This window comes from Bordetella trematum (assembly GCF_900078335.1).
GTDB lineage: Bacteria > Pseudomonadota > Gammaproteobacteria > Burkholderiales > Burkholderiaceae_B > Bordetella > Bordetella trematum.
Genome location: NZ_FKBR01000023.1, coordinates 24,820 through 42,514 on the forward strand (window position 1 = coordinate 24,820; position 17,695 = coordinate 42,514).

The following is a 17,695-nucleotide window of genomic DNA, read 5'->3' on the forward strand; positions in this document are numbered from 1 at the left end:
GAAGCGCAGGCGCAGTCGAAAAATACGGTTTCCTGATTGCTCCATAAGAAAAAATGATGTCGGCGATGCTGCAATGCAAAAAAACAATGGCATGGCAGGGAGGGGGAGATGAACCTCAGGCAGCTCAAGTACTTCGTGAAAATCGTCGAGGTGGGGGGCATGACGCGCGCCGCGCAGACGCTGTTCGTGGCCCAGCCTGCCCTCAGCCAGCAGATCGCCTTGCTGGAGGCGGAGCTGGGCGTGCGCTTGCTGGACCGGCATGTGCACGGCGTGATGCCGACCGCCGAGGGCGAGCTGCTGTACCGACATGCGCGCACCATCCTGCGCCAGGTGGACAACACGCGCGCCTTGCTGATGCAAAAGGACGAGGACGTCACCGGCAAGGTGTCCATCGGCATGCCGTCGAGCACCGGCCGGGTGCTGGCGTTGCCTTTGTTGCAGCGCGTGCGCGATGCCTATCCGGGCATCGTGCTCGAGATCGTGGATGTGCCCAGCGCCGACCTGACCGGCCTGGCGTCCCAGGGCCGGGTGGATATGTCGATTACCCCGGATCAGACGCCCAAGCGCGGGCTGCAGGTACTGCCCGTATTGCTCGAAGAGATCTACGTGATCCTGCATCCTGACGTGCAGGTCAGCGCCGATCCCATGCCGTTGGCCGAACTGGCGCAGATTCCGCTCATTCTGCCCAGCCTGCCCAACACCTTGCGCACCCGTGTCGAGCATGTCTTCCAGCAGGCCCGGCTGGAGTACAAGCTGGCGGGCGAGGCCAGTACCTCGGCGATCCTGATTCCGGCGGTCAAGGCAGGCATGGCCGCCACTTTGCTGCCCTGGTCGGCGGTGCATGAGGATGTGCGGGCCGGCGCGCTGCGGCTGGTGCGCCTGCCGCCGCCGGCGTTTCTGCGCGAGCTGTCCCTCTGCACGTCCAGCAGCCTGCCGTTCACGCAGGCCGCCAGCAAGGTGCGGGCGATCTGCCTGGCGCTGTGCCAGGAGCTGGTGCGCAGCGGGCAATGGGCGGGGAGTCGCATGGTGGACTGAACGTGCCGCGCCGCACGATGGCGGGCTTGCGTCACTTTCGAATTGACCGACGGTCGGTCGGAAAATAGAATAAAGACTCATTCAAGGGGGACGTGCCCCCGCATCGAGGAATTGCCATGTCGTCAATGCGTCGCCGGTCTGCGCTATGCGCCGTTTATCTGGGGAGTTTTCTGGCTACGCTGGACATCAGCATCGTCAATGTCGCCCTGCCCACGATGCAGGCGGCCTTGCGGACGGATATCGCCGGCATGCAGTGGGTGGTCAATGCCTATGCGATCTGCCTGGCCGCGTTCATGCTGTCGGCCGGCCCGATGGCCGACCGTCATGGGCACAAACGCAGCTGGCTGGCCGGCGTGTTGTTGTTCACGGCCGGCTCCGCCCTGTGCGGGTGGGCGCCGTCATTGGCGGCCTTGCTGGCCGGGCGTGCCGTGCAGGGCGTGGCGGCGGCTTTTCTGATCTGCGGGGCCATGCCGATCCTGACGCACGCCTTTCCCGACCCCAAGGCACGCATGCATGTCATCGGCGGCTGGTCGGCCTTCAATGCCCTGGCACTGATGCTGGGGCCGCTGGCGGGCGGCTTGCTGCTGCGCGACTGGGGCTGGCAGAGCATCTTTCTGATCAATCTGCCCATCGGGGCGCTGGCGATCGCGCTGGGCAGCCTGGGCATCGTCGAATGCCGCTATCCGGACCATGCCGCGCGAGACCCTTGGGGGCAGGGGCTGAGCATCCTGGCGCTGGGTGCGTTGACGCTGGGTGTGATCGAGGCCGGCGTTCAGGGCTGGACGGCGCGCCTGCCGGTGGTTTGCATGCTGGTGGCGGTGCTGGCCTTTCTTGCCTTCGTGCGGGTGGAGCGGCGCGTGCCGCGCCCCTTGTTGCCATTGCGGCTGCTGCGCGAGCGCGCGTTCGCGGTTGCGAATATGGCGTCTTTCGTGCTGGGTTTTTCCTACTACACCAGCCTGTTCTTCTTCTCGATCTTCCTGCAGGAAATCCAGGGTTTCTCGCCGGCCGAGGCGGGTTGGCGCCTGATGCCGCAGTTTGCAGCCACCCTCATCATGTCCTTTCTGTTCGGGCGCTTGAGCCGGGGCATTTCCCTGCAATGGCTTACGGCGGCAGGCTACGGTCTGTCCGGACTGGCTTTTCTGGTGATGGCCGGGCTGGGCGCCCACACTCCCTATTTGCCTGTGGCGATGGCTTTTTGCCTGCTGGGCGTGGGGGCGGGCCTGGCGGTGCCGGCCACCAGCATCGCCATCATGCGGCTGGCTCCCGGCGAGCAGGCGGGCGCGGCCTCGGCCACCATGAATGCCCTGCGTCAGTCGGGCATGACGCTGGGCATTGCACTGCTGGGAGTGCTGATGAGCGAGCGGGCGGTGGGGTTGTTCAGCCGCGCCGCAAGAGAGCTGGGCGTGGCGCAGGCCGACACCGTGGCGCGCGCCGCCATCACCGAGCATGTTTTCCCGCAACAGGGGGCGGCCTTGCAGGCACTGTTCGTCCCGGCCCTGGAAGGGGGCTTTCAATTGGCGATGTTGCTGGCCGGGCTGGCCTGCCTGTTGGCGCTGGGGTTGTTGCTGCGTCTGCCGGCGCTGCAGCCGGCGCAAGCTGCGCCGCCGTCGGCGTGAATCCTGCCCCGCGGCTCAGCTGCGGGAGGCAGCGCCCGTTGCGTCGTGGGGCGCGGCGTCAAGTCCGGCGTAGAGCGCATGGATCTCCTGCGCGGTCGGGATGACATTGGCGAACAGGATGCGATAGAGCAGGGGCGCCAGCACGCGCTCGATGATGAGGCCGGTGGCCGGCGGCGTTTCGCCACGTTCGGCCGCGCGCTGGGCAAGCGCGTCGATCTGTTGCCGCGTGATGCCATCGCATTTGCCGGCATTCTCGTGCCCGGCGTGGCACAGGACGTCGCGCAGCAGGGAACGCCCGGGCGTGGAGGAGGTTTCCTCGACGTATTGTTCCAGCCAAGCCAGGATGTCGCCACGGAAGCTGCCGGTATCCGCAGGCGGCTGCTCCGGCTGCATTTGTTCCAGCGCCACGTCGGCCAGCAAACGTGCCAGATCGCCCCAGCGCCGATAGATGGTCGACGGGGTGACGCCGGCGCGCATGGCAATGGCCGGCACGGTGAGCGCGTCGCGGCCGATTTCCTGTTGCAGCTCGCGGGTGGCCTGGTGCACGGCTGCCTGGACGCGGGCGCTGCGGCCGCCGGGGCGGATTGCGGGTCTATCGTTCATGGCAAAAAGAAGAAAGGCCGTTAATGCAAAATATTTGCTTTAGTGGGAGGGCTAGGTTTACCATGCTAACGCAAACATTTTGCCTTTAAGGGATAAGCATGTCCACGAGTGCAGAGCGGCCGGGGAGCCCCGGCGGCCGGTTACGACCGCCGGTGGCGCTGGCGGTCTACGCCAGCGCATCGGTGGCGTTCATGGTCGCGGCCAGTGCGCCCACGCCGTTGTACCGGCTGTATCAGCAGGCCTGGGGATTCAGCTCCACCGTGTTGACGGTGGTCTTTTCTGCCTACGCCCTGGTGTTGTTGCTGACCCTGTTGGTACTGGGGCGGCTGTCCGACTATATCGGCCGCAGGCCCCTGATTCTGCTGGCCCTGGGTCTGCAGTCAGTCGCAATGGGCTTGTTTCTGCTGGCCGGTGACGCCGAGGGGCTGCTGGCGGCACGTATGGTGCAGGGCGCTGCCACCGGAGCGGCGACGGCGGCGCTGAGCGCGGCCTTGCTGGATCTGGGCCAGGAGCGCGGCGGCCTGATCAACGGGCTGGCACCCATGGTCGGCATGGGGCTGGGCGCCATCGGCAGTACCGCACTGGTTGCCTTGGCGCCTGCACCGTTGCGTACCGTTTTTGCGCTGCTGCTGGCGATCTTTCTGGTGCTGTTTGCGCTGGTCTGGCGGGCGCCGGAAACGGTGGCACGGCGCGCGGGCGCAATCGCCAGCCTGCGCCCTCGCGTATCCGTGCCACGCCAGGTGCGCGCCACGCTGCTGTCGGTCACGCCGGCCAATACGGCGGTCTGGATGCTGGGCGGTCTGTACCTGTCGCTGATGCCTTCGCTGGTGGCCAGCGTGATGCGGACCGACTCGCCCTGGCTGGCGGGTTTCGTGGTGGCCGGGTTGACCCTGAGCGGCGCAGCAGGCGGGCTGGTGGTGCGCGGCTGGGCCACTTTCTCGATCTTGCTCGCGGGCGAGCTGGCCTTGGGCGTGGGCCTGTTGGCGGTGCTGTTCGGGATCAACACCGGGGTTGGCACAGCACTGTTGTTGGGCTCGGTCTGTGCCGGATTCGGGTTTGGCACAACTTTCCTGGGGGCGGTGCGCAGCATCATGCCGCTGGCCTTGCCCAACGAGCGCGGCGCGCTGATGGGCGCCTTCTATCTGCAGAGCTATCTGTCCAACAGCGTACCCACCATGGCGGCGGGCTATCTCGCGCAGCGGGTCGGGGTGCTGCCGGCCGCCAATATCTATGGCGCGGTGATCCTTGTCCTGGTCCTGTTGTCGCTGGCCTTGCTGTGGCGTCAGCGCTCTCGACGCCAGCGAAGTCCTGAGGCATGCTGAGCAAGCAATCCCGCTCTTGCGATACGCTGGTTTGACTGCTGATGAACATCTATCGTGCCCGCACCTTCACCGCCGGGCGCCCCTGGGGCGCGCTGGACATCGCCAGCCTGGACGGCGTCACCGTGCGTCTGCACTGGAGCGACCAGCCGTATCACTGGCATGTCAATGATGGTCAGGAGGTGTTCGTCGTGCTGGCCGGCCAGGTGGAGATGCGCTGGATGCGCGATGGTCTCGAAGAGCGTTTCCTGCTGGAAACCGGAGATATCTTCCACGCCTCTGCCGGCGATGCGCATGTGGCTCATCCGCGTGGCGAGGTGCGCATCCTGGTCATCGAGCGCGAAGGCAGCGAGTAGGCGCGGCCCGGCGCAAACGGCTACTTGAAATCGATATCGTCGACGCTGTCGAGCAGGCGCTGCTTGCCGGCCAGCACGTGTTGTTCGGCCAGTTCGGCCGCGCGCGCGCCATCACCGGCGACGATGGCATCCAGGATGGCGCGGTGCTCTTCGTTGGAGCGTTGCATCTTGTTGGCGTAATTGAAAAAACGCCGGCGGAACAGATGCAACTCATTGGTCTGCGCCTCGTAGACCTGGGCGGCGTGACGGTTGTTGCTGTACTCGAGGATCAGCGCGTGAAAGCGCAGGTTCAGCTCATAGTAGCGGCCGCTTTCGTTGTCGCGGCAGGCCTGCTCCATGTCGGCGTGCAGCTGCTCCAGCACGGGCAGGCGCTCGGGCGTCAGAAACTCAGTCGCGCGCCGGGCCGCAAAGCTGAATAGCAAGGCGCGCAGGTCGTAGCTCTCGAGCATGTCGCGCATGGAGATCTGGCGCACGAACATGCCGCGATGGGCGACCGGCGTGACCAGTCCCTTGCCTGCCAGCATGCGGATGGCTTCGCGGATGGGGCCACGGCTGGTGCCCATGCGCGTGGCCAGCGCCGCTTCGTTCAGGCGCGTGCCCGGCGCCAGTTCGCCGGAATAGATCATGTTGCGCAGTTCATCGACGATGGTGGTGGTGAACAGGGGCGCGCGCGGACTACGGTCATCGGTCATGAGAGGCGGGGCGGAGCACCAGGGAGGGACACGGCCGGAGTATACCTGTCCCCATTCGGAATCGCAGGCATGTCGGCCCATATTGTCATCAATAATCGCATGATTGATTTCACTTAACCATATAGTGTTGACACTTTTTCGTCATTAGTTCACAGTTCGTCCCGGCGTGTCTGCGGAAGAGGGGGTCCCGGTGATCCGAGGCGCGTAAACACAACGGCAAATCAAAGGAGACAAAGATGAGGAGAACAGCGGCGGCGCTGGCCATGAGTGCCAGCCTGGCGGCGGGTGGCGCAATGGCGGCGGATTTCCCGGGCCGTCCGGTGACGGCAGTGGTTCAGATGGCTCCGGGCGGGCCGACCGATCTGCTGGTGCGGGTGGTGCAGCAACGCATGGGCGATGCGCTTGGCCAGAGCGTGATCGTGGAAAACAAGGCCGGCGCCAGCGGCCTGATCGGCCTGCGGCATGTGCTCAATGCGCCGGCCGATGGCTATACGGTCGGCATCGCATCGGCCACCTCGCACGGCGTGGCGGTAAACATCTACGAAAAACTGGCGTATGACCCACTGAAGGACTTCAAGCCGGTGGGCGGCATCGTGATCGCGCCCGGGGTGCTGATTGCCAGCAAGCAGATCACGCCGGACTGCAAGTTCGAGACCCTGCTCGAGAAGCTCAAGGCCGAGCCGGGCAAGTACAAGTTCGGTTCGGCCGGCATCGGCACGCTGGCCCATATCAGCGGCGAGGCATTTCTTGCCGAAGTGGGCGCCAGCATGCTGCATGTGCCGTATCGCGGGCTGGGGCCGGCGATGGTAGACCTTTATGGCGGGTCGGTCGATGTGATATTTGACAATATCAGTTCAGCCAAGACGCATATCGAAAGCGGCAAGGTCTGCGCGCTGGCCGTGCAGTCGCCCGAACGGGTGGCGGGCTACGAGAGCATCCCCACCTACAAAGAACTGGGCTATCCGCAACTCAACCGCCCGACCTGGTACGGCATGATCGTGCGCGAGGACACGCCGGACACGGTGGTGGCCGAGTTGAACAAGGCCCTGAACCAGGCTCTGGCCAGCGAGGATGTCGTGCGCACCTATGCCGGGATGGGCGTGGCGCCGATTCCGGATACGCCGCAGGCCTTCGGCCAGCGGATGCAGGACGAGATTCTCTACTGGCAGGGCGTGGTGGAGAAGATCGGGTTTGAAAAACTGAAGATGTAGAGGCAGCCGTGAGCATGATCGCTTCGCATGGCGCCGAACTGTATGTCGAGGAAGTGGGCAGCGGCCAGCCCATTCTCTTTCTGCACGAGATGGGGGCGGATCTTCACAGCTGGGAGCCGCAACTGCGCCATTTTTCGCGCAGCCATCGCTGCATCGCCTACAACGCGCGCGGTTATCCGCCGTCGTCGGTGCCGCCCGAAGCGGCAGCCTATTCGCAGGAGACGGCCGCGCGCGATGCGCTGGCCGTGCTGGATGCGCTGGATATCGAGCGCGCCCATGTGGTGGGGCTGTCGATGGGCAGCTTCGCCACCCTGCAGTTCGGCCTGGATTTCCCCGAGCGGGTGCGCTCGCTGACCGTGGCCGGCTGTGGTTCGGGGTCGATGCTGGCGGACTATGACGCCAGCCAGCGCGGCTACGAGACCATGGCCGCCGGCATCGAGCGCGATGGGCTGGACGCTTTTGCGGCCCGCTATGCCGCCAAAGCGGTACGCCAGGCCCAGCGGCGCAAGGATCCGCGTGGCTGGGCGGCGTTTGCGCAGGGCCTGCGGCGGCTGGACGCCGTCGGGCTGGCAGGCACGCTGCGCGGGGTGCAGGGGCGGCGGCCTTCCCTGTGGCATCTGCAGACGCGCCTGGCACAGTTGCAATGTCCCGTACTGCTGCTGTGCGGGGACCAGGACACGCCTTGCCTGCAACCCAATCTGTTTCTCAATGAGGTGTTGCCCGACAGCCGCCTGTTCGTCTTCGGCGACAGCGGCCATGCGCTCAACCAGGAAGAGCCTGGACTGTTCAACCAATTATTGCGGGACTTCATCGAACGCCATGACTAAAGACAGTGCGGCCTTGCCGCTTTCCAATGTAAGGGTGCTGGACCTGACGCGTGTGCGCGCCGGCCCGACGGCCATCCGCCAACTGGCGGACTGGGGCGCGGACGTCATCAAGATCGAAGAGCCGGTGGATCCGGCAACCGAGACCGAGATGGGGGGCATGCGGCTGGGGCCCGATTACCAGAACCTGCAGCGCAACAAGCGCAGCCTGACGCTGAACCTGAAGGACCCGGCAGGTCTGGAGGTGTTCAAGCGCCTGGTGCGCGATGCCGATGTGGTGGCCGAAAACTACCGGCCCGACGTCAAGGAGCGCCTGGGCATCGGTTACGAGACACTGCGCGAGATCAACCCGCGCCTGATCTACGCCAGCATTTCCGGCTTTGGCCAGGACGGCCCCTATGCCCGGCGGCCGGGCTATGACCAGATCGTGCAGGGCATGGGCGGGCTGATGTCGGTGACCGGCCTGCCCGGACAGGGCCCGGTGCGCGCCGGCATTGCCATTTGCGATACCTCGGCCGGCCTGTATGGCGCCTTCGGCATCATGATGGCTCTGTACGAGCGCGAGCGCAGCGGCCTGGGGCAGTGGGTGCAGACTTCCCTGCTGGAGTCGCAATTGGCCATTCTCGACCTGCAGGCCGCGCGTTGGCTGGTGTCCGGCGAAGTGCCGGCGCAGGCGGGGAATAACCATCCCACCATGATCCCGACGGGCTTGTTCAACACCCAGGATGGGCTGATGACGCTGCAGGTGCCGGGCCAGGTGATGTGGGAGCGCTTCTGCAAGGCCTTGGGACGCGAGGACTGGATGGAAGATCCGCGCTTTCGCATGAATCGGGATCGCTCGCAGCATCGCGAAGCGCTCAATGACCTGATCGAGGAGATCTTCGCCACGGCACCGCGCCAGTACTGGATCGAGCGCCTGAACGCCGCGGGTATCGCCTGCGGCGCGGTCAACACCATCGACCAGGCGTTCGCCGATGAGCAGGTCCGCCACCTGGGGGTGGCCTGGCCGGTCGAGCATCCGCAGCTGGGCGAGATCGGGCTGGTGGGCCAGCCTTTGCGCAGCGACCGGCATCGCGCGAGTCTGCGTTCGATTGCCCCCATGCCGGGGCAGCACAATGAAGAGGTGCTGGGCAGCATCGGCCTGAGCACCGAAGAGATCACGGATTTGCGGAGCCGCCATGTCATCTGAACTCGATCAAGCTGCGCCGCAACTGCGGCTGGAAAAACAGGGCGGGGTGGCGACGCTGTGGATCGATCATCCCACCCGCCTGAACGCCATGACTTTCGATATGTGGGCGGGCCTGCCGGCCTTGCTGGCCGAGGCGCAGGAGGATGCGACGGTGCGTGTGCTGGTGTTGCGCGGTGCGGGCGACAAGGCGTTCTCGGCCGGTGCGGACATCTCGCAATTCGGCGAGCGCCGCAGCACCGAGGCCGGGGTCAAGTTGTGGAACGAGACCGTACAGGCCAGCGTGGCCTGCCTGGCGCGCTTTCCCAAGCCCGTGGTGGCGTTGATCCAGGGCATCTGCTTTGGCGGCGGAGTCGGCCTGGCGCTGCATTGCGACCTGCGCTATGCCTTGCCGCAGGCGCGCTTCAGCATTCCGGCCGCCCGTCTGGGCGTGGCCTATTACCCAGGTTGGCTGCAGCGCCTGACCGCGCTGGTGGGGCCAGCCGTGGCCAAGGAAATCATGTTCACGGCAGGTCGCTACGATGCTGCGCAGGCACAGGCGATGGGCCTGATCAATGGCGTGCTGGAAGAGGCGCGGATTCTGGAGATGGTGCAGTCCGTGGCGCAGCTGGCGCCCTTGTCGCATGCGGCAAGCAAGCTGGCCATCGAGGCGGCGGCGCAGCCCGCGGGGTGGTATGGTCAGGCGCAATGCGAGGCGGCCGTGCTGGCCTGCTTTCGCAGCCAGGACTACAAGGAAGGCCAGGCGGCGTTCCGCGACAAGCGGCCGCCCGTCTTTGCGGGGCGCTGACGCCCGTCTTCCGCCACCAAGGAGCAAGCATGCGCAGTACCGCCACCGTCACCGCCCGTCTGACGCCGGATCCTTTGCAGGGCCAGGACCTGGCCGCCTATGGCCGGGCCTTGCGGGCCGGTCGCATCACGGCCGTGGCGGCGACACAAGCCTATCTGGATCGGATTGCCCTGCTCGATCCGGTATTGACGGCCTATGAGGTGCTTGCGCCGCAGGCGGCGCTGGCCAGTGCGCAGGCCATCGATGCGCTGCTGGCCGCGGGGACCGACCTGGGCCCCCTGATGGGGGTGCCGCTGGCGGTCAAGGATGTCCTGCACGTCGATGGTTTGCCGACACGTGCGGGTTCGCAGGCCGACGTCGCCGACCTGATCGGCGGCGAAGGGCCTTTCGTGGCCGCCTTGCGGCGCGCCGGCGCCATCATTCTGGGCAAGACGCATACGGTGGAGTTCGCCATCGGCAGTACCGGTGTCAACTACCACCGGGGCACGCCGCGCAATCCCTGCGATGCCGGTCAGTTCCGGCTGGCGTCGGGCTCGTCCAGCGGGTCGGCGGTCGCCGTCGCGGCAGGCCTGTGCGCGCTGGCCGTGGGCACCGATACCGGTGGCTCGGTGCGCGGGCCCGCCGCTTTCTGTGGCGTGGCCGGCATCAAGTTCAGCCGCGACGCGGTCAGCCGCAGCGGTGTGTTCCCCATGAGCCGCAGTTTCGATTCGCTGGGCTTGCTGGCGGATTCCGCCGCCAGCCTGGCCCTGGCCTGGCAGGCATTGCATGGATCGGTGGTTGCGCCGCCGCCGCCGCAGCGGCTGCGCCTGGGCGTGCCGCGCGCCTATTTTTTCGAGGCTCTGGCCCCTGAGGTGCAAGCCTGCACCGAGCGGGCCCTGCAGGCCCTGGCCGAAGCCGGGGTGCAACTGGTGGAGATCGACTTTCCCGAACTGACCGAGATCGATGCGCTCTATACCGCTGTCGCGCGTCCGGAGTTGATGGCCAGCCTGGGGCAGGGCCGATTCGAGGCCATCCGGGGGCAGCTCAATCCGGATGTGGCCGAGCGGGTGGCCGAAGGGCTGGACGCCGGCGCCGAGGGGTATCTGCGCGCGCGCTGGCGCTTGCAGGCCTTGCGCGAACGCGCCCTGAGCCTGTTTCAGGGCGTCGATGCCTGGGTCGCGCCGGTCAAGCACAACCTGCCGCCGGTCTTTGCGGGGAGGTTCGAGTCGCAGGCGGCCGAGCGGGCCCTCAACCGCTATTGTGGTGGGCCGACGCGGGCGGCCAATGCCCTGAACCTCTGCGGCACCTCGCAACCCATTGCTCAATGGGGCGCGCCCTTGCCGGTGGGGCTGCAATTGCTTTGCCCGGCCGGGCAGGACAGTGGGCTGCTGGCCGTGGCGCAGGTCTGCGAAGCCATATTGGGCCGGCGTCAGGCGCCGGATCTGGCGGCTTTTGTGCCGGCCTGAGCCAGGCCGGGCGGCGTTCAGGCACGGTTGACGGTGCGCGGGGCGCGGCCGTAGTGCTTTTCGAACGCGGCGCTGAAGCTCGAGGGATGGCGATAGCCGACCTGGTAGGCCACGCTTGAGACGCGCTGGCCGCTGTGCAGCAGTTCCCAGGCGCGCTCCATGCGGATGCGCGTGAGCAGGCGGTGCGGGGTGGTGCCGAACAGATCGCGAAAACCCTGTTTGAGCTTGCATTCATTGGTGCCGACCGCCGCGCACAGGTAGCCCAGCGTCAGGGCTTGCGCATAATGCGCCGCCATCAGATCACGAGCGCGCAGGATCTTGTCCTGATCCGAGGCGCGCAGGGGTGTGATGGCGGGCGCGGGCAGCAAGCAGCGGGTCTGTTCGGCCAGCAGGCCCAGGGCGGCGATCTGCAGATCAAGCAGCCCGCCGCCCTGGGCATGCAAGCGCGTCACGGTGTCGGCCAGATGCCGGATCACGGCGCTGTGGGGGCCGACATGCAGGCGCTGGGCGATATCTTCGTGCCGGATGCCGTCGAGCAGATGCGCCAGGCCGTAGCGTTGCAACAATGCGGCTTCGGCCACCAGCCGCAGTTGCCGGACCGGGCGGTGGGCCGGAAAGCGGCGCTGGCCGCGCACATTGGCGAAGGCGGCGATGGTGCTGCTGCCCTGGACGAAATCGAAACGCCCGCCGTCCACGCCCAGCGTGCTGGACTCTCCTTCCAGCGCCACGGTGATCGTCAGTGAGCGGGGACGCTCCACCCGGCTGGCGTGCAGCAGGTCGCGGTTGGCTTGGTATTGCGCGTAGACCAGCGACAGCCCCGGGTCGAGCACGATGTGGTCGGTCAGGCAGCGACCCAGTTCGGTGGGCAGTTGGCTGCGCCACCAGCCCGATTGGCCCAGGCGGCTTGGGGCGCTGAAATCAGAACAACTCAAGCGATAAGACATGACATTCCTTGCGTGCCGGCAGACAGACGCTCCGGATGGCCTATGTAAAACTCCGGTTTGCCTATGTATTGAATGATAGCCATTTGCATTGCCGTTTTATAGTCCTCTCCAGGCGTAACGACGCTGTCATGGCTGGGGAAAGACACAATGAATGCAATGCGGGGGGCGCACCGGAGCGCCTGGAGGCTGGCCGTGCCGCTGGCGCTGCCGGCGGCGCTGGCGATCGGGCAGGAAGCGCCGCCCGTGGCGCAGTTGCCGTCCATCACGGTGAGCGCCGACAAGGTCGAGCGCGCGCTCGATCAGGTGCCGGCCAGCGTGGCGGTGCTGGATGGCCAGGAAATCGAACAATCGCACCTTACGCGCCTGGATCAACTGGAGGGGCGTGTCCCCGGCCTGAGCTTCCAGCCTTTCGGGCAGCCGGGCATGAAGTCGCCCGTGATGCGCGGCTTGACCGCCTCGATCTTCTCCTATTCCACCTCGGTGCTGATGGTGGTCGATGGCGTGCCGACCCTGACCGCCCAGGGCTTCGAGAATGACCTGATGGATATCGACCGCATCGAGGTGCTGCGCGGGCCGCAGTCCACCCTCTACGGCCGCAATGCCGAGTCGGGCGTGATCGCCATTTACAGCAAGCCCATGGATGACACGCCGCGCGCCAGCGTGGCAGCCGAGACCGGGACCCAGGGCCGGCGCGGTCTGCGGATGTCGTTGAGCCGGCCGCTGGTCGAAGACAAACTCTATGCGAGCCTGTCGGCATCCTGGCGGCGCGAAGAGGGCTTTATCCGCAACCGTTACACCGGCGGCAAGGCAGATGGTCGCGAGCATCAGGACCTGAAGGCCGGGCTGCGCTGGCGCCTGGGCCCTGACAGCGAGGTGGTGCTGCGCTACGCGCGTCAGCATTATCACGATGGCGCCAATCTGTGGGGCAGCGTGGATGCGCCCCGGACGCAGGTGTGGTCCGGTACGCCAAGCTGGAATCGTTCGCTGGGCCAGACGCTGTCCCTGGACGCTTCGCACACTTTCGGCAACGGTTGGCGGCTGCGCGCCATCACGGCCTACAACGATTTTCGCGACAAGGTGCAGCAGGATACCGACTTCCAGCCGGCAGACTTGCTGCATATCGGGCGGGACAGCCATCTGCGCACCACGTCGCAGGAGTTGCGTCTGGAGGGCAACTGGGGGCGCGCCGAGTGGCTGGCCGGGGTGTATGCGGACCGGGGCCGCCATGACCTGCGCAACATCAGCAAACGCGGGGTGGCTCGGCAGGATTATGGCGCCGATCTCAAGACCGGGGCCTGGGCGGTGTTCACGAACTGGACCTGGCCGCTGGGGCAGGACTGGACGCTGTCGGGCGGCGCGCGGCTGGAGCGCAGCGCGGTGGCCCTGCATCCGGATGACGCGGCACGTCAGCGCAAGGCCTGGACGCATCTCTTGCCCCGGCTGGCCTTGCAATACCAGTTCGACCCCGATCATCAGTGGTATGCCAGCGTCAGCCGGGGCGTGCGCGCCGGGGGCTACAACGTGTTCGTCTCGGCTTTGAACTACCCGGCCTACGCGCCGCAGCGCAGCTGGTCATATGAAACCGGCATGAAAGGCTGGCTGCTGCAGCGGCGCCTGCGCTACTCGGTGGCGGCCTACTTCATGGACGTCGACAACATGCAGGTCATGATGCAGCCGGTGCCGGGCGTGAACTACATCTCCAGCGCAGCCACCGCGCGTTCGCAGGGCCTGGAGCTGGAGATGGACTATCTGCTGGGGCAGGGCTGGCAGTTGCGCGCCGGGCTGGCCTGGAACCGCACCACGTTCGACCGCTTCCGCGATGGCGCGGCCGATTATGCCGGACACCGCAATCCTTTTGCGCCGGCACTCAGCGGGCGCGTCGGCGTGCGCTACGAAGCCGCCAACGGCAGCTATGTGCAGGCCGATGTGGTCGGTACCAGCAAGATCTATCTGGACCCGGCCAACGACTACAGCCGGCGCGGCTATGCGCTGCTTAATCTGACGGCCGGTTACCAGCAGGGCGATTGGGAGATCTCGGCCTACATCAACAACCTGACCGACAAACGCTATGACGCCGTGGGCTACCAGGGTGGCTTCGTGACGGTCTACAGCCCGCCGCGAGAGGCGGGGTTGCGCCTGACCTGGCGCATGTAATGGAGCGCATCAATATGAATTTTGAAACCCGGCACCCTCTGCAGCCCTATTGGAATGCAGCGGCGGCCCCCTTGCAGGCTCAGGCGCTTGACCAGGCCCTCGAGCACGGTTTGTTCGACGCTCTGGCCCGCGAGCCGGCCAGGGCGGTCGAGGTCGCGCAGCGTCTGGCGCTGGAGCCCCGCGCCACGGCGTTGTGGCTGGACCTGTTGTGGAGCATGGCGCTGTTGCAGCGCCACGTCGGCCAGGATAGCGCGGCCCCGCGCTATCTGGCCTCGCCGCTTGCGCGCCAGTTCTTTGCGGGGCAGGCTGCCCAGGCTTGCGCGCAAGCCTGGCGTTACCGCGCCGATCTGCTGGCCGCCATGGCGGCCAGCTGGCCTGAACTGCTGCGCGACGGCGTCAAGCCGCAAGGGCCGGCAGCACCGCGTGGCAGCTGGGCGCAGGCGGCGCGGGTGCAGATCGGCCAGGAGCAGACCGCCGTGACGGCGCCGGCCGTGTTGCGCCTGCTGCAGAGCCTGCCGCCTTTGCCGTCCCAAGGGCGCTTCCTCGATCTGGGGGGCGGCCCGGGGCATGTGGCCATCGCCCTGGCGCAGGCCTTGCCGCAATGGCACGGGGAGGTCTGGGATGAGCCCGAGACCGCAGGCGTGGCCCAGGAAAACATCGTGCGCGCCGGGCTGCAAGCGCGCCTGGGCGCGCGTGGCTGCGATCTGAACCGCGATTTCCCGGGAGGCGGCTATGGCCTGATCTGGTGCTCGGCCGTGCTGCATTTCCTGAGCGATCCGCAGGCGGCCCTGGCTGCAATGGCCCGGGGCCTGGCGCCTGGCGGGCGCCTGCTGCTGGCGCATGCCGAACAGACCGACGATCCGGCGCTGGCCGCGCAGGTGCTGCCTTTCTATGGCGCGTTGCGTCTGCGCGGCAACTACCTGCCGCAGGCCGGCGAGATCGCCGCGGGCATGCGGCAGGCGGGTCTGCAGAGCGTCGAATGCCTGGGCCGTTGTGATTTCCCCATGGCGCCGGTGTGGGTCTATGCAGGACAGCGGGCGTGAGCGCCGCACGCAACTGGTGGCCGCAGCAATGTTTGCTGGCCTGGCTGAACCTCGTGTTCACGGCTCCCGTCATCTATCTCTACGTCGGTTTGCCGCTGGTGCTGCGCCAGCATGGATGGAGCGGGCTGGATATCGGCCTGCTGCAGTTGGCCGGCCTGCCTGCCATTCTGAAGTTTCTGCTGGCCGCGCCGGTGGATCGCTGGCGTCTGGGGCGCGCCAGTTATCGCAACTGGGGCATGCTGCTGGGGCTGGCCTATGCGGGGGCCTTGTGGCTGATGGGGGTGCACGATCTCGGGCGCAGCAGCTATGCGCAACTGTTCACCTTGGCCATGCTGGTCAGTCTGCTGGGCACCTGGGTCGATGTGCCCGTCAATGCACTGGCGATTCAGATGTTGCCCCCGGCCCAGCGCATGCGCGCTGGCGCCTTGCGTTCAGCGGCCACCTCGCTGGGAGCCATCGTCGGCGGCGGCCTGGCCCTGATGCTCTACGACCAGGGCGGATGGGCCTGGCCATTTCAGGCCCTGGCGCTGGCCGTGTTGTCCGGCGTGCTGCTGGCGCCCTGGCTGGGGGCCGGGCAGGCGCCGCAGCCCGAAGCGCCGGCTGCGCCGGCGGGGGGGCTGGCGGGCATACCTCAGGGGCTGGCCTGGTTTGGCGCGCCGGCCCATCGGGTATGGGCGGTCTTTCTGGTGTTGTACTACCCGTCGATCGGTGCTGTGTGGGTCTATCTCAAACCGCTCATGCTGGATCAGGGTTTTGCGCCGGGGCGCATCGCCTGGATCGTCGGCATTCTGGGCGGCCTGGTGGCCGCGCTGGCCAGCCTGGCGGCGGCCCGTCTGTCACGCGGACCGGCGGCAGCTGCGGCATTGCCCTGGTTCGGCGGCTTTAATCTGCTGGCCATCGCGGCCCTGGCTGTGGCTACGCTCGGGCAATTGGGGCCGCAGGCGCTCACGGCTGCGGCCATGCTGATTGCCGCGGCCATGGGAGCGTCGGCCGGGTTGGTCTTCGGCCTGATGATGTATCACGCGCGCCCGGGACTGGCGGCGCTTGACTATGGCCTGCAGTCCAGCCTGTTCGTGGTGGGCCGCACGGCCGCACCGGTGGCCGCGGGCGCCCTGCTGGACCTGGGCGGCTATGGCCTGATGCTGGGCAGTCTGGTGGGGGCGACCACGCTGGTGTGGCTGATGGCACTGCGAGGCCGGCGCCGGATCCTGGCGCCGGGCGCGGCAGGGCGTTGAGACGCCGCCTGGCGGGTCAGGGTGCAGGCGCCGGTCCGGGCAGGGCGGGCAACCGCCACAGCAACAGCGTCGACAGCAGGTGCAGGGCGCTGGCCACCACGGCCAATGCCGCCAGCCCCAGGCCGATGAACGGCGCAGCCAGTGCGGTGCCCAGCGTGGTGATGCCCAGGATGAAGAATACGATCAGGGCCGAGCCGCGCGCGTGGTTCTCGCCGGAGGCGACCACGCCAAGATAGAAACCTGCCGGCCCGCGCAGGCCGAGCCCCACGCCCATGGGCAGGAACAGCAGGGGTAGCCAGCGAGGGTCGCTGCCGCCGCCCAGACCGTAGAGCAGAAGCGTCAGCGCGCTGAACAGGCCCATCAGGCTGCCCGCCATGATCACGCGCTCGGTGCCGAAGCGCTCGCCCAGCCGCGCGGCCAGGTTGGCTGCGACGATGAAGCTGGCGACGTTGATGATCTGCAGGATGATGAAATCATCGAGGCTGCCGCCCATGGCGCCGACGATGACCGCGGGCGCGCCGAACACGAAGGTCAGCAGCCCGCCCAGGGTCAAAGCCTGGCTGAGCGCATAGCGGAGATAGCAGACATTGCCCAGCAGTTGCCGATAGGTGCCGCGTGGTGTCGAGGCGGCCGTCTGCGGGGGCAAGCCCAGCCTGAGAATCAGCAGGGCCGCGAGGGCGGCCGCCACGCTCAAGACGCCGAAAGAGGAGCGCCAGCCGAAGTGCGCCAGCAGGGCCGCCCCGGCCAGCGGCGCGAGCGCCGGACTCAGCGACTCGGCGCTGCCCAGCAGGCCGATGGCGCGCACGCTGGCCTGCGGGTCGAACAGCTGACGGATGATGCCCGGCGCGAAAACCGGCGCGGCCGCCGAGGCCGCGCCTTGCAAGGCACGCAGGGCGATCAGCGTGTCGATGCCGGAGGCGAACATGCAGGCCAGCGAAGCCAGCGCGAACACGCCCAGGGAACTGAGCAACAGGGTCCGGCGCGCGATGCGTTCGGCCAGGTGCCCGAACAGCAGCAGGCCGAGGGCCGACCCCCCCGCATAGGCGGCGAGCACCAGTTGCGAGGTCGAGGCGGTGGTGGAGAACAATTCAGGCAGGCGCGGGATCGCGGGCAGGATCAGATCGGTACCGGCCAGCGACAGCATCGAGCACAGCATGAGGAGCGCGAAGGTCGTGTGGTTGCGCGAAGCAGGCATTCAGACAGCAGTAGGAAAACGCGGCATAACGAGCCAAAGGCGAAGCATAC

At 67.1% G+C, this 17,695-nt stretch carries 16 protein-coding genes; 12 read left to right on the forward strand and 4 right to left on the reverse strand.

Annotated features, from left to right (window positions below):
* Positions 1-108 precede the first annotated feature (108 nt).
* Both A7V84_RS11715 and A7V84_RS11720 read left to right on the forward strand, forming a co-directional pair.
* On the forward strand, positions 109-1,035 hold the full coding sequence (locus A7V84_RS11715) for a LysR substrate-binding domain-containing protein (RefSeq protein WP_063492130.1): 927 nt from the start codon (positions 109-111) through the stop codon (positions 1,033-1,035).
* A 116-nt stretch (positions 1,036-1,151) separates the two neighbouring features.
* Entirely contained in the window at positions 1,152-2,651 is a 1,500-nt protein-coding gene (locus A7V84_RS11720; RefSeq protein ID WP_025517325.1) for an MFS transporter, read from the forward strand.
* A gap of 15 nt (positions 2,652-2,666) precedes the next feature.
* On the opposite strand, the gene A7V84_RS11725 is transcribed toward A7V84_RS11720, so the two are convergent.
* Positions 2,667-3,254: a TetR/AcrR family transcriptional regulator gene (locus A7V84_RS11725; RefSeq protein WP_025517323.1), complete on the reverse strand. Its 588-nt coding sequence runs from the start codon at positions 3,252-3,254 to the stop codon at positions 2,667-2,669.
* 98 nt (positions 3,255-3,352) lie between these two features.
* Here A7V84_RS11725 and A7V84_RS11730 point away from each other — a divergent pair, with 98 nt between their 5' ends.
* Both A7V84_RS11730 and A7V84_RS11735 read left to right on the forward strand, forming a co-directional pair.
* Positions 3,353-4,576 (forward strand): MFS transporter, encoded by a 1,224-nt coding sequence (locus tag A7V84_RS11730; RefSeq protein WP_063492131.1) that lies wholly within the window; start codon positions 3,353-3,355, stop codon positions 4,574-4,576.
* 41 nt (positions 4,577-4,617) lie between these two features.
* A complete protein-coding gene (locus tag A7V84_RS11735) occupies positions 4,618-4,929 on the forward strand; it encodes a cupin domain-containing protein (RefSeq protein ID WP_063492132.1) in 312 nt (103 codons plus the stop codon).
* 20 nt (positions 4,930-4,949) lie between these two features.
* Here the strand turns inward: A7V84_RS11735 and A7V84_RS11740 are convergent, their stop codons facing one another.
* Positions 4,950-5,621, reverse strand: a complete 672-nt coding sequence (locus tag A7V84_RS11740) for a GntR family transcriptional regulator (protein WP_025517320.1) — start codon at positions 5,619-5,621, stop codon at positions 4,950-4,952.
* Positions 5,622-5,857: 236 nt separating this feature from the next.
* Here A7V84_RS11740 and A7V84_RS11745 point away from each other — a divergent pair, with 236 nt between their 5' ends.
* Genes A7V84_RS11745 through A7V84_RS11765 form a run of 5 tightly spaced genes read left to right on the forward strand, consistent with a single transcriptional unit; the run spans position 5,858 to position 11,074 of the window.
* Positions 5,858-6,832 carry a Bug family tripartite tricarboxylate transporter substrate binding protein gene (locus tag A7V84_RS11745; protein WP_025517319.1) on the forward strand — a complete coding sequence of 325 codons (975 nt, stop codon included), beginning with the start codon at positions 5,858-5,860 and terminating at the stop codon, positions 6,830-6,832.
* Between the two features lie 14 nt (positions 6,833-6,846).
* The gene (locus A7V84_RS11750; protein ID WP_038855119.1) at positions 6,847-7,659 is read left to right on the forward strand and encodes an alpha/beta fold hydrolase; all 813 of its coding nucleotides are present in this window, start codon (positions 6,847-6,849) and stop codon (positions 7,657-7,659) included.
* On the forward strand, positions 7,652-8,845 hold the full coding sequence (locus A7V84_RS11755) for a CaiB/BaiF CoA transferase family protein (protein ID WP_033534030.1): 1,194 nt from the start codon (positions 7,652-7,654) through the stop codon (positions 8,843-8,845). The genes A7V84_RS11750 and A7V84_RS11755 overlap by 8 nt, the downstream gene beginning before the upstream one ends.
* Positions 8,835-9,629 (forward strand): enoyl-CoA hydratase, encoded by a 795-nt coding sequence (locus tag A7V84_RS11760; RefSeq protein WP_025517315.1) that lies wholly within the window; start codon positions 8,835-8,837, stop codon positions 9,627-9,629. The genes A7V84_RS11755 and A7V84_RS11760 overlap by 11 nt, the downstream gene beginning before the upstream one ends.
* Positions 9,630-9,658: 29 nt before the next feature.
* Entirely contained in the window at positions 9,659-11,074 is a 1,416-nt protein-coding gene (locus A7V84_RS11765) for an amidase (RefSeq protein WP_063492133.1), read from the forward strand.
* Between the two features lie 17 nt (positions 11,075-11,091).
* Here the strand turns inward: A7V84_RS11765 and A7V84_RS11770 are convergent, their stop codons facing one another.
* Positions 11,092-12,018: a helix-turn-helix domain-containing protein gene (locus A7V84_RS11770; protein WP_025517312.1), complete on the reverse strand. Its 927-nt coding sequence runs from the start codon at positions 12,016-12,018 to the stop codon at positions 11,092-11,094.
* Between the two features lie 147 nt (positions 12,019-12,165).
* Here A7V84_RS11770 and A7V84_RS11775 point away from each other — a divergent pair, with 147 nt between their 5' ends.
* From A7V84_RS11775 to A7V84_RS11785, 3 genes are read left to right on the forward strand one after another with little or no spacing between them, the layout of a single operon-like run.
* Positions 12,166-14,172, forward strand: a complete 2,007-nt coding sequence (locus A7V84_RS11775; RefSeq protein ID WP_115638889.1) for a TonB-dependent receptor — start codon at positions 12,166-12,168, stop codon at positions 14,170-14,172.
* Positions 14,173-14,186: 14 nt separating this feature from the next.
* Positions 14,187-15,215 (forward strand): class I SAM-dependent methyltransferase, encoded by a 1,029-nt coding sequence (locus A7V84_RS11780; protein WP_162269646.1) that lies wholly within the window; start codon positions 14,187-14,189, stop codon positions 15,213-15,215.
* Complete coding sequence (locus A7V84_RS11785; protein WP_025517307.1) at positions 15,212-16,450, forward strand: MFS transporter; 1,239 nt, start codon at positions 15,212-15,214, stop codon at positions 16,448-16,450. Before A7V84_RS11780 ends, A7V84_RS11785 begins: the two co-directional genes overlap by 4 nt.
* Before the next feature lie 16 nt (positions 16,451-16,466).
* Here the strand turns inward: A7V84_RS11785 and A7V84_RS11790 are convergent, their stop codons facing one another.
* Positions 16,467-17,645 (reverse strand): MFS transporter, encoded by a 1,179-nt coding sequence (locus A7V84_RS11790; RefSeq protein ID WP_033534032.1) that lies wholly within the window; start codon positions 17,643-17,645, stop codon positions 16,467-16,469.
* Positions 17,646-17,695: the final 50 nt, after the last annotated feature.

Bases quoted from the DNA above. Each gene is read 5' to 3' on its own strand.
- A7V84_RS11715 (WP_063492130.1), top strand. From the start codon at position 109: ATGAACCTCAGGCAGCTCAAGTACTTCGTGAAAATCGTCGAGGTGGGG.
- A7V84_RS11720 (WP_025517325.1), top strand. From the start codon at position 1,152: ATGTCGTCAATGCGTCGCCGGTCTGCGCTATGCGCCGTTTATCTGGGG.
- A7V84_RS11725 (WP_025517323.1), bottom strand. From the start codon at position 3,254: ATGAACGATAGACCCGCAATCCGCCCCGGCGGCCGCAGCGCCCGCGTC.
- A7V84_RS11730 (WP_063492131.1), top strand. From the start codon at position 3,353: ATGTCCACGAGTGCAGAGCGGCCGGGGAGCCCCGGCGGCCGGTTACGA.
- A7V84_RS11735 (WP_063492132.1), top strand. From the start codon at position 4,618: ATGAACATCTATCGTGCCCGCACCTTCACCGCCGGGCGCCCCTGGGGC.
- A7V84_RS11740 (WP_025517320.1), bottom strand. From the start codon at position 5,621: ATGACCGATGACCGTAGTCCGCGCGCGCCCCTGTTCACCACCACCATC.
- A7V84_RS11745 (WP_025517319.1), top strand. From the start codon at position 5,858: ATGAGGAGAACAGCGGCGGCGCTGGCCATGAGTGCCAGCCTGGCGGCG.
- A7V84_RS11750 (WP_038855119.1), top strand. From the start codon at position 6,847: ATGATCGCTTCGCATGGCGCCGAACTGTATGTCGAGGAAGTGGGCAGC.
- A7V84_RS11755 (WP_033534030.1), top strand. From the start codon at position 7,652: ATGACTAAAGACAGTGCGGCCTTGCCGCTTTCCAATGTAAGGGTGCTG.
- A7V84_RS11760 (WP_025517315.1), top strand. From the start codon at position 8,835: ATGTCATCTGAACTCGATCAAGCTGCGCCGCAACTGCGGCTGGAAAAA.
- A7V84_RS11765 (WP_063492133.1), top strand. From the start codon at position 9,659: ATGCGCAGTACCGCCACCGTCACCGCCCGTCTGACGCCGGATCCTTTG.
- A7V84_RS11770 (WP_025517312.1), bottom strand. From the start codon at position 12,018: ATGTCTTATCGCTTGAGTTGTTCTGATTTCAGCGCCCCAAGCCGCCTG.
- A7V84_RS11775 (WP_115638889.1), top strand. From the start codon at position 12,166: ATGAATGCAATGCGGGGGGCGCACCGGAGCGCCTGGAGGCTGGCCGTG.
- A7V84_RS11780 (WP_162269646.1), top strand. From the start codon at position 14,187: ATGAATTTTGAAACCCGGCACCCTCTGCAGCCCTATTGGAATGCAGCG.
- A7V84_RS11790 (WP_033534032.1), bottom strand. From the start codon at position 17,645: ATGCCTGCTTCGCGCAACCACACGACCTTCGCGCTCCTCATGCTGTGC.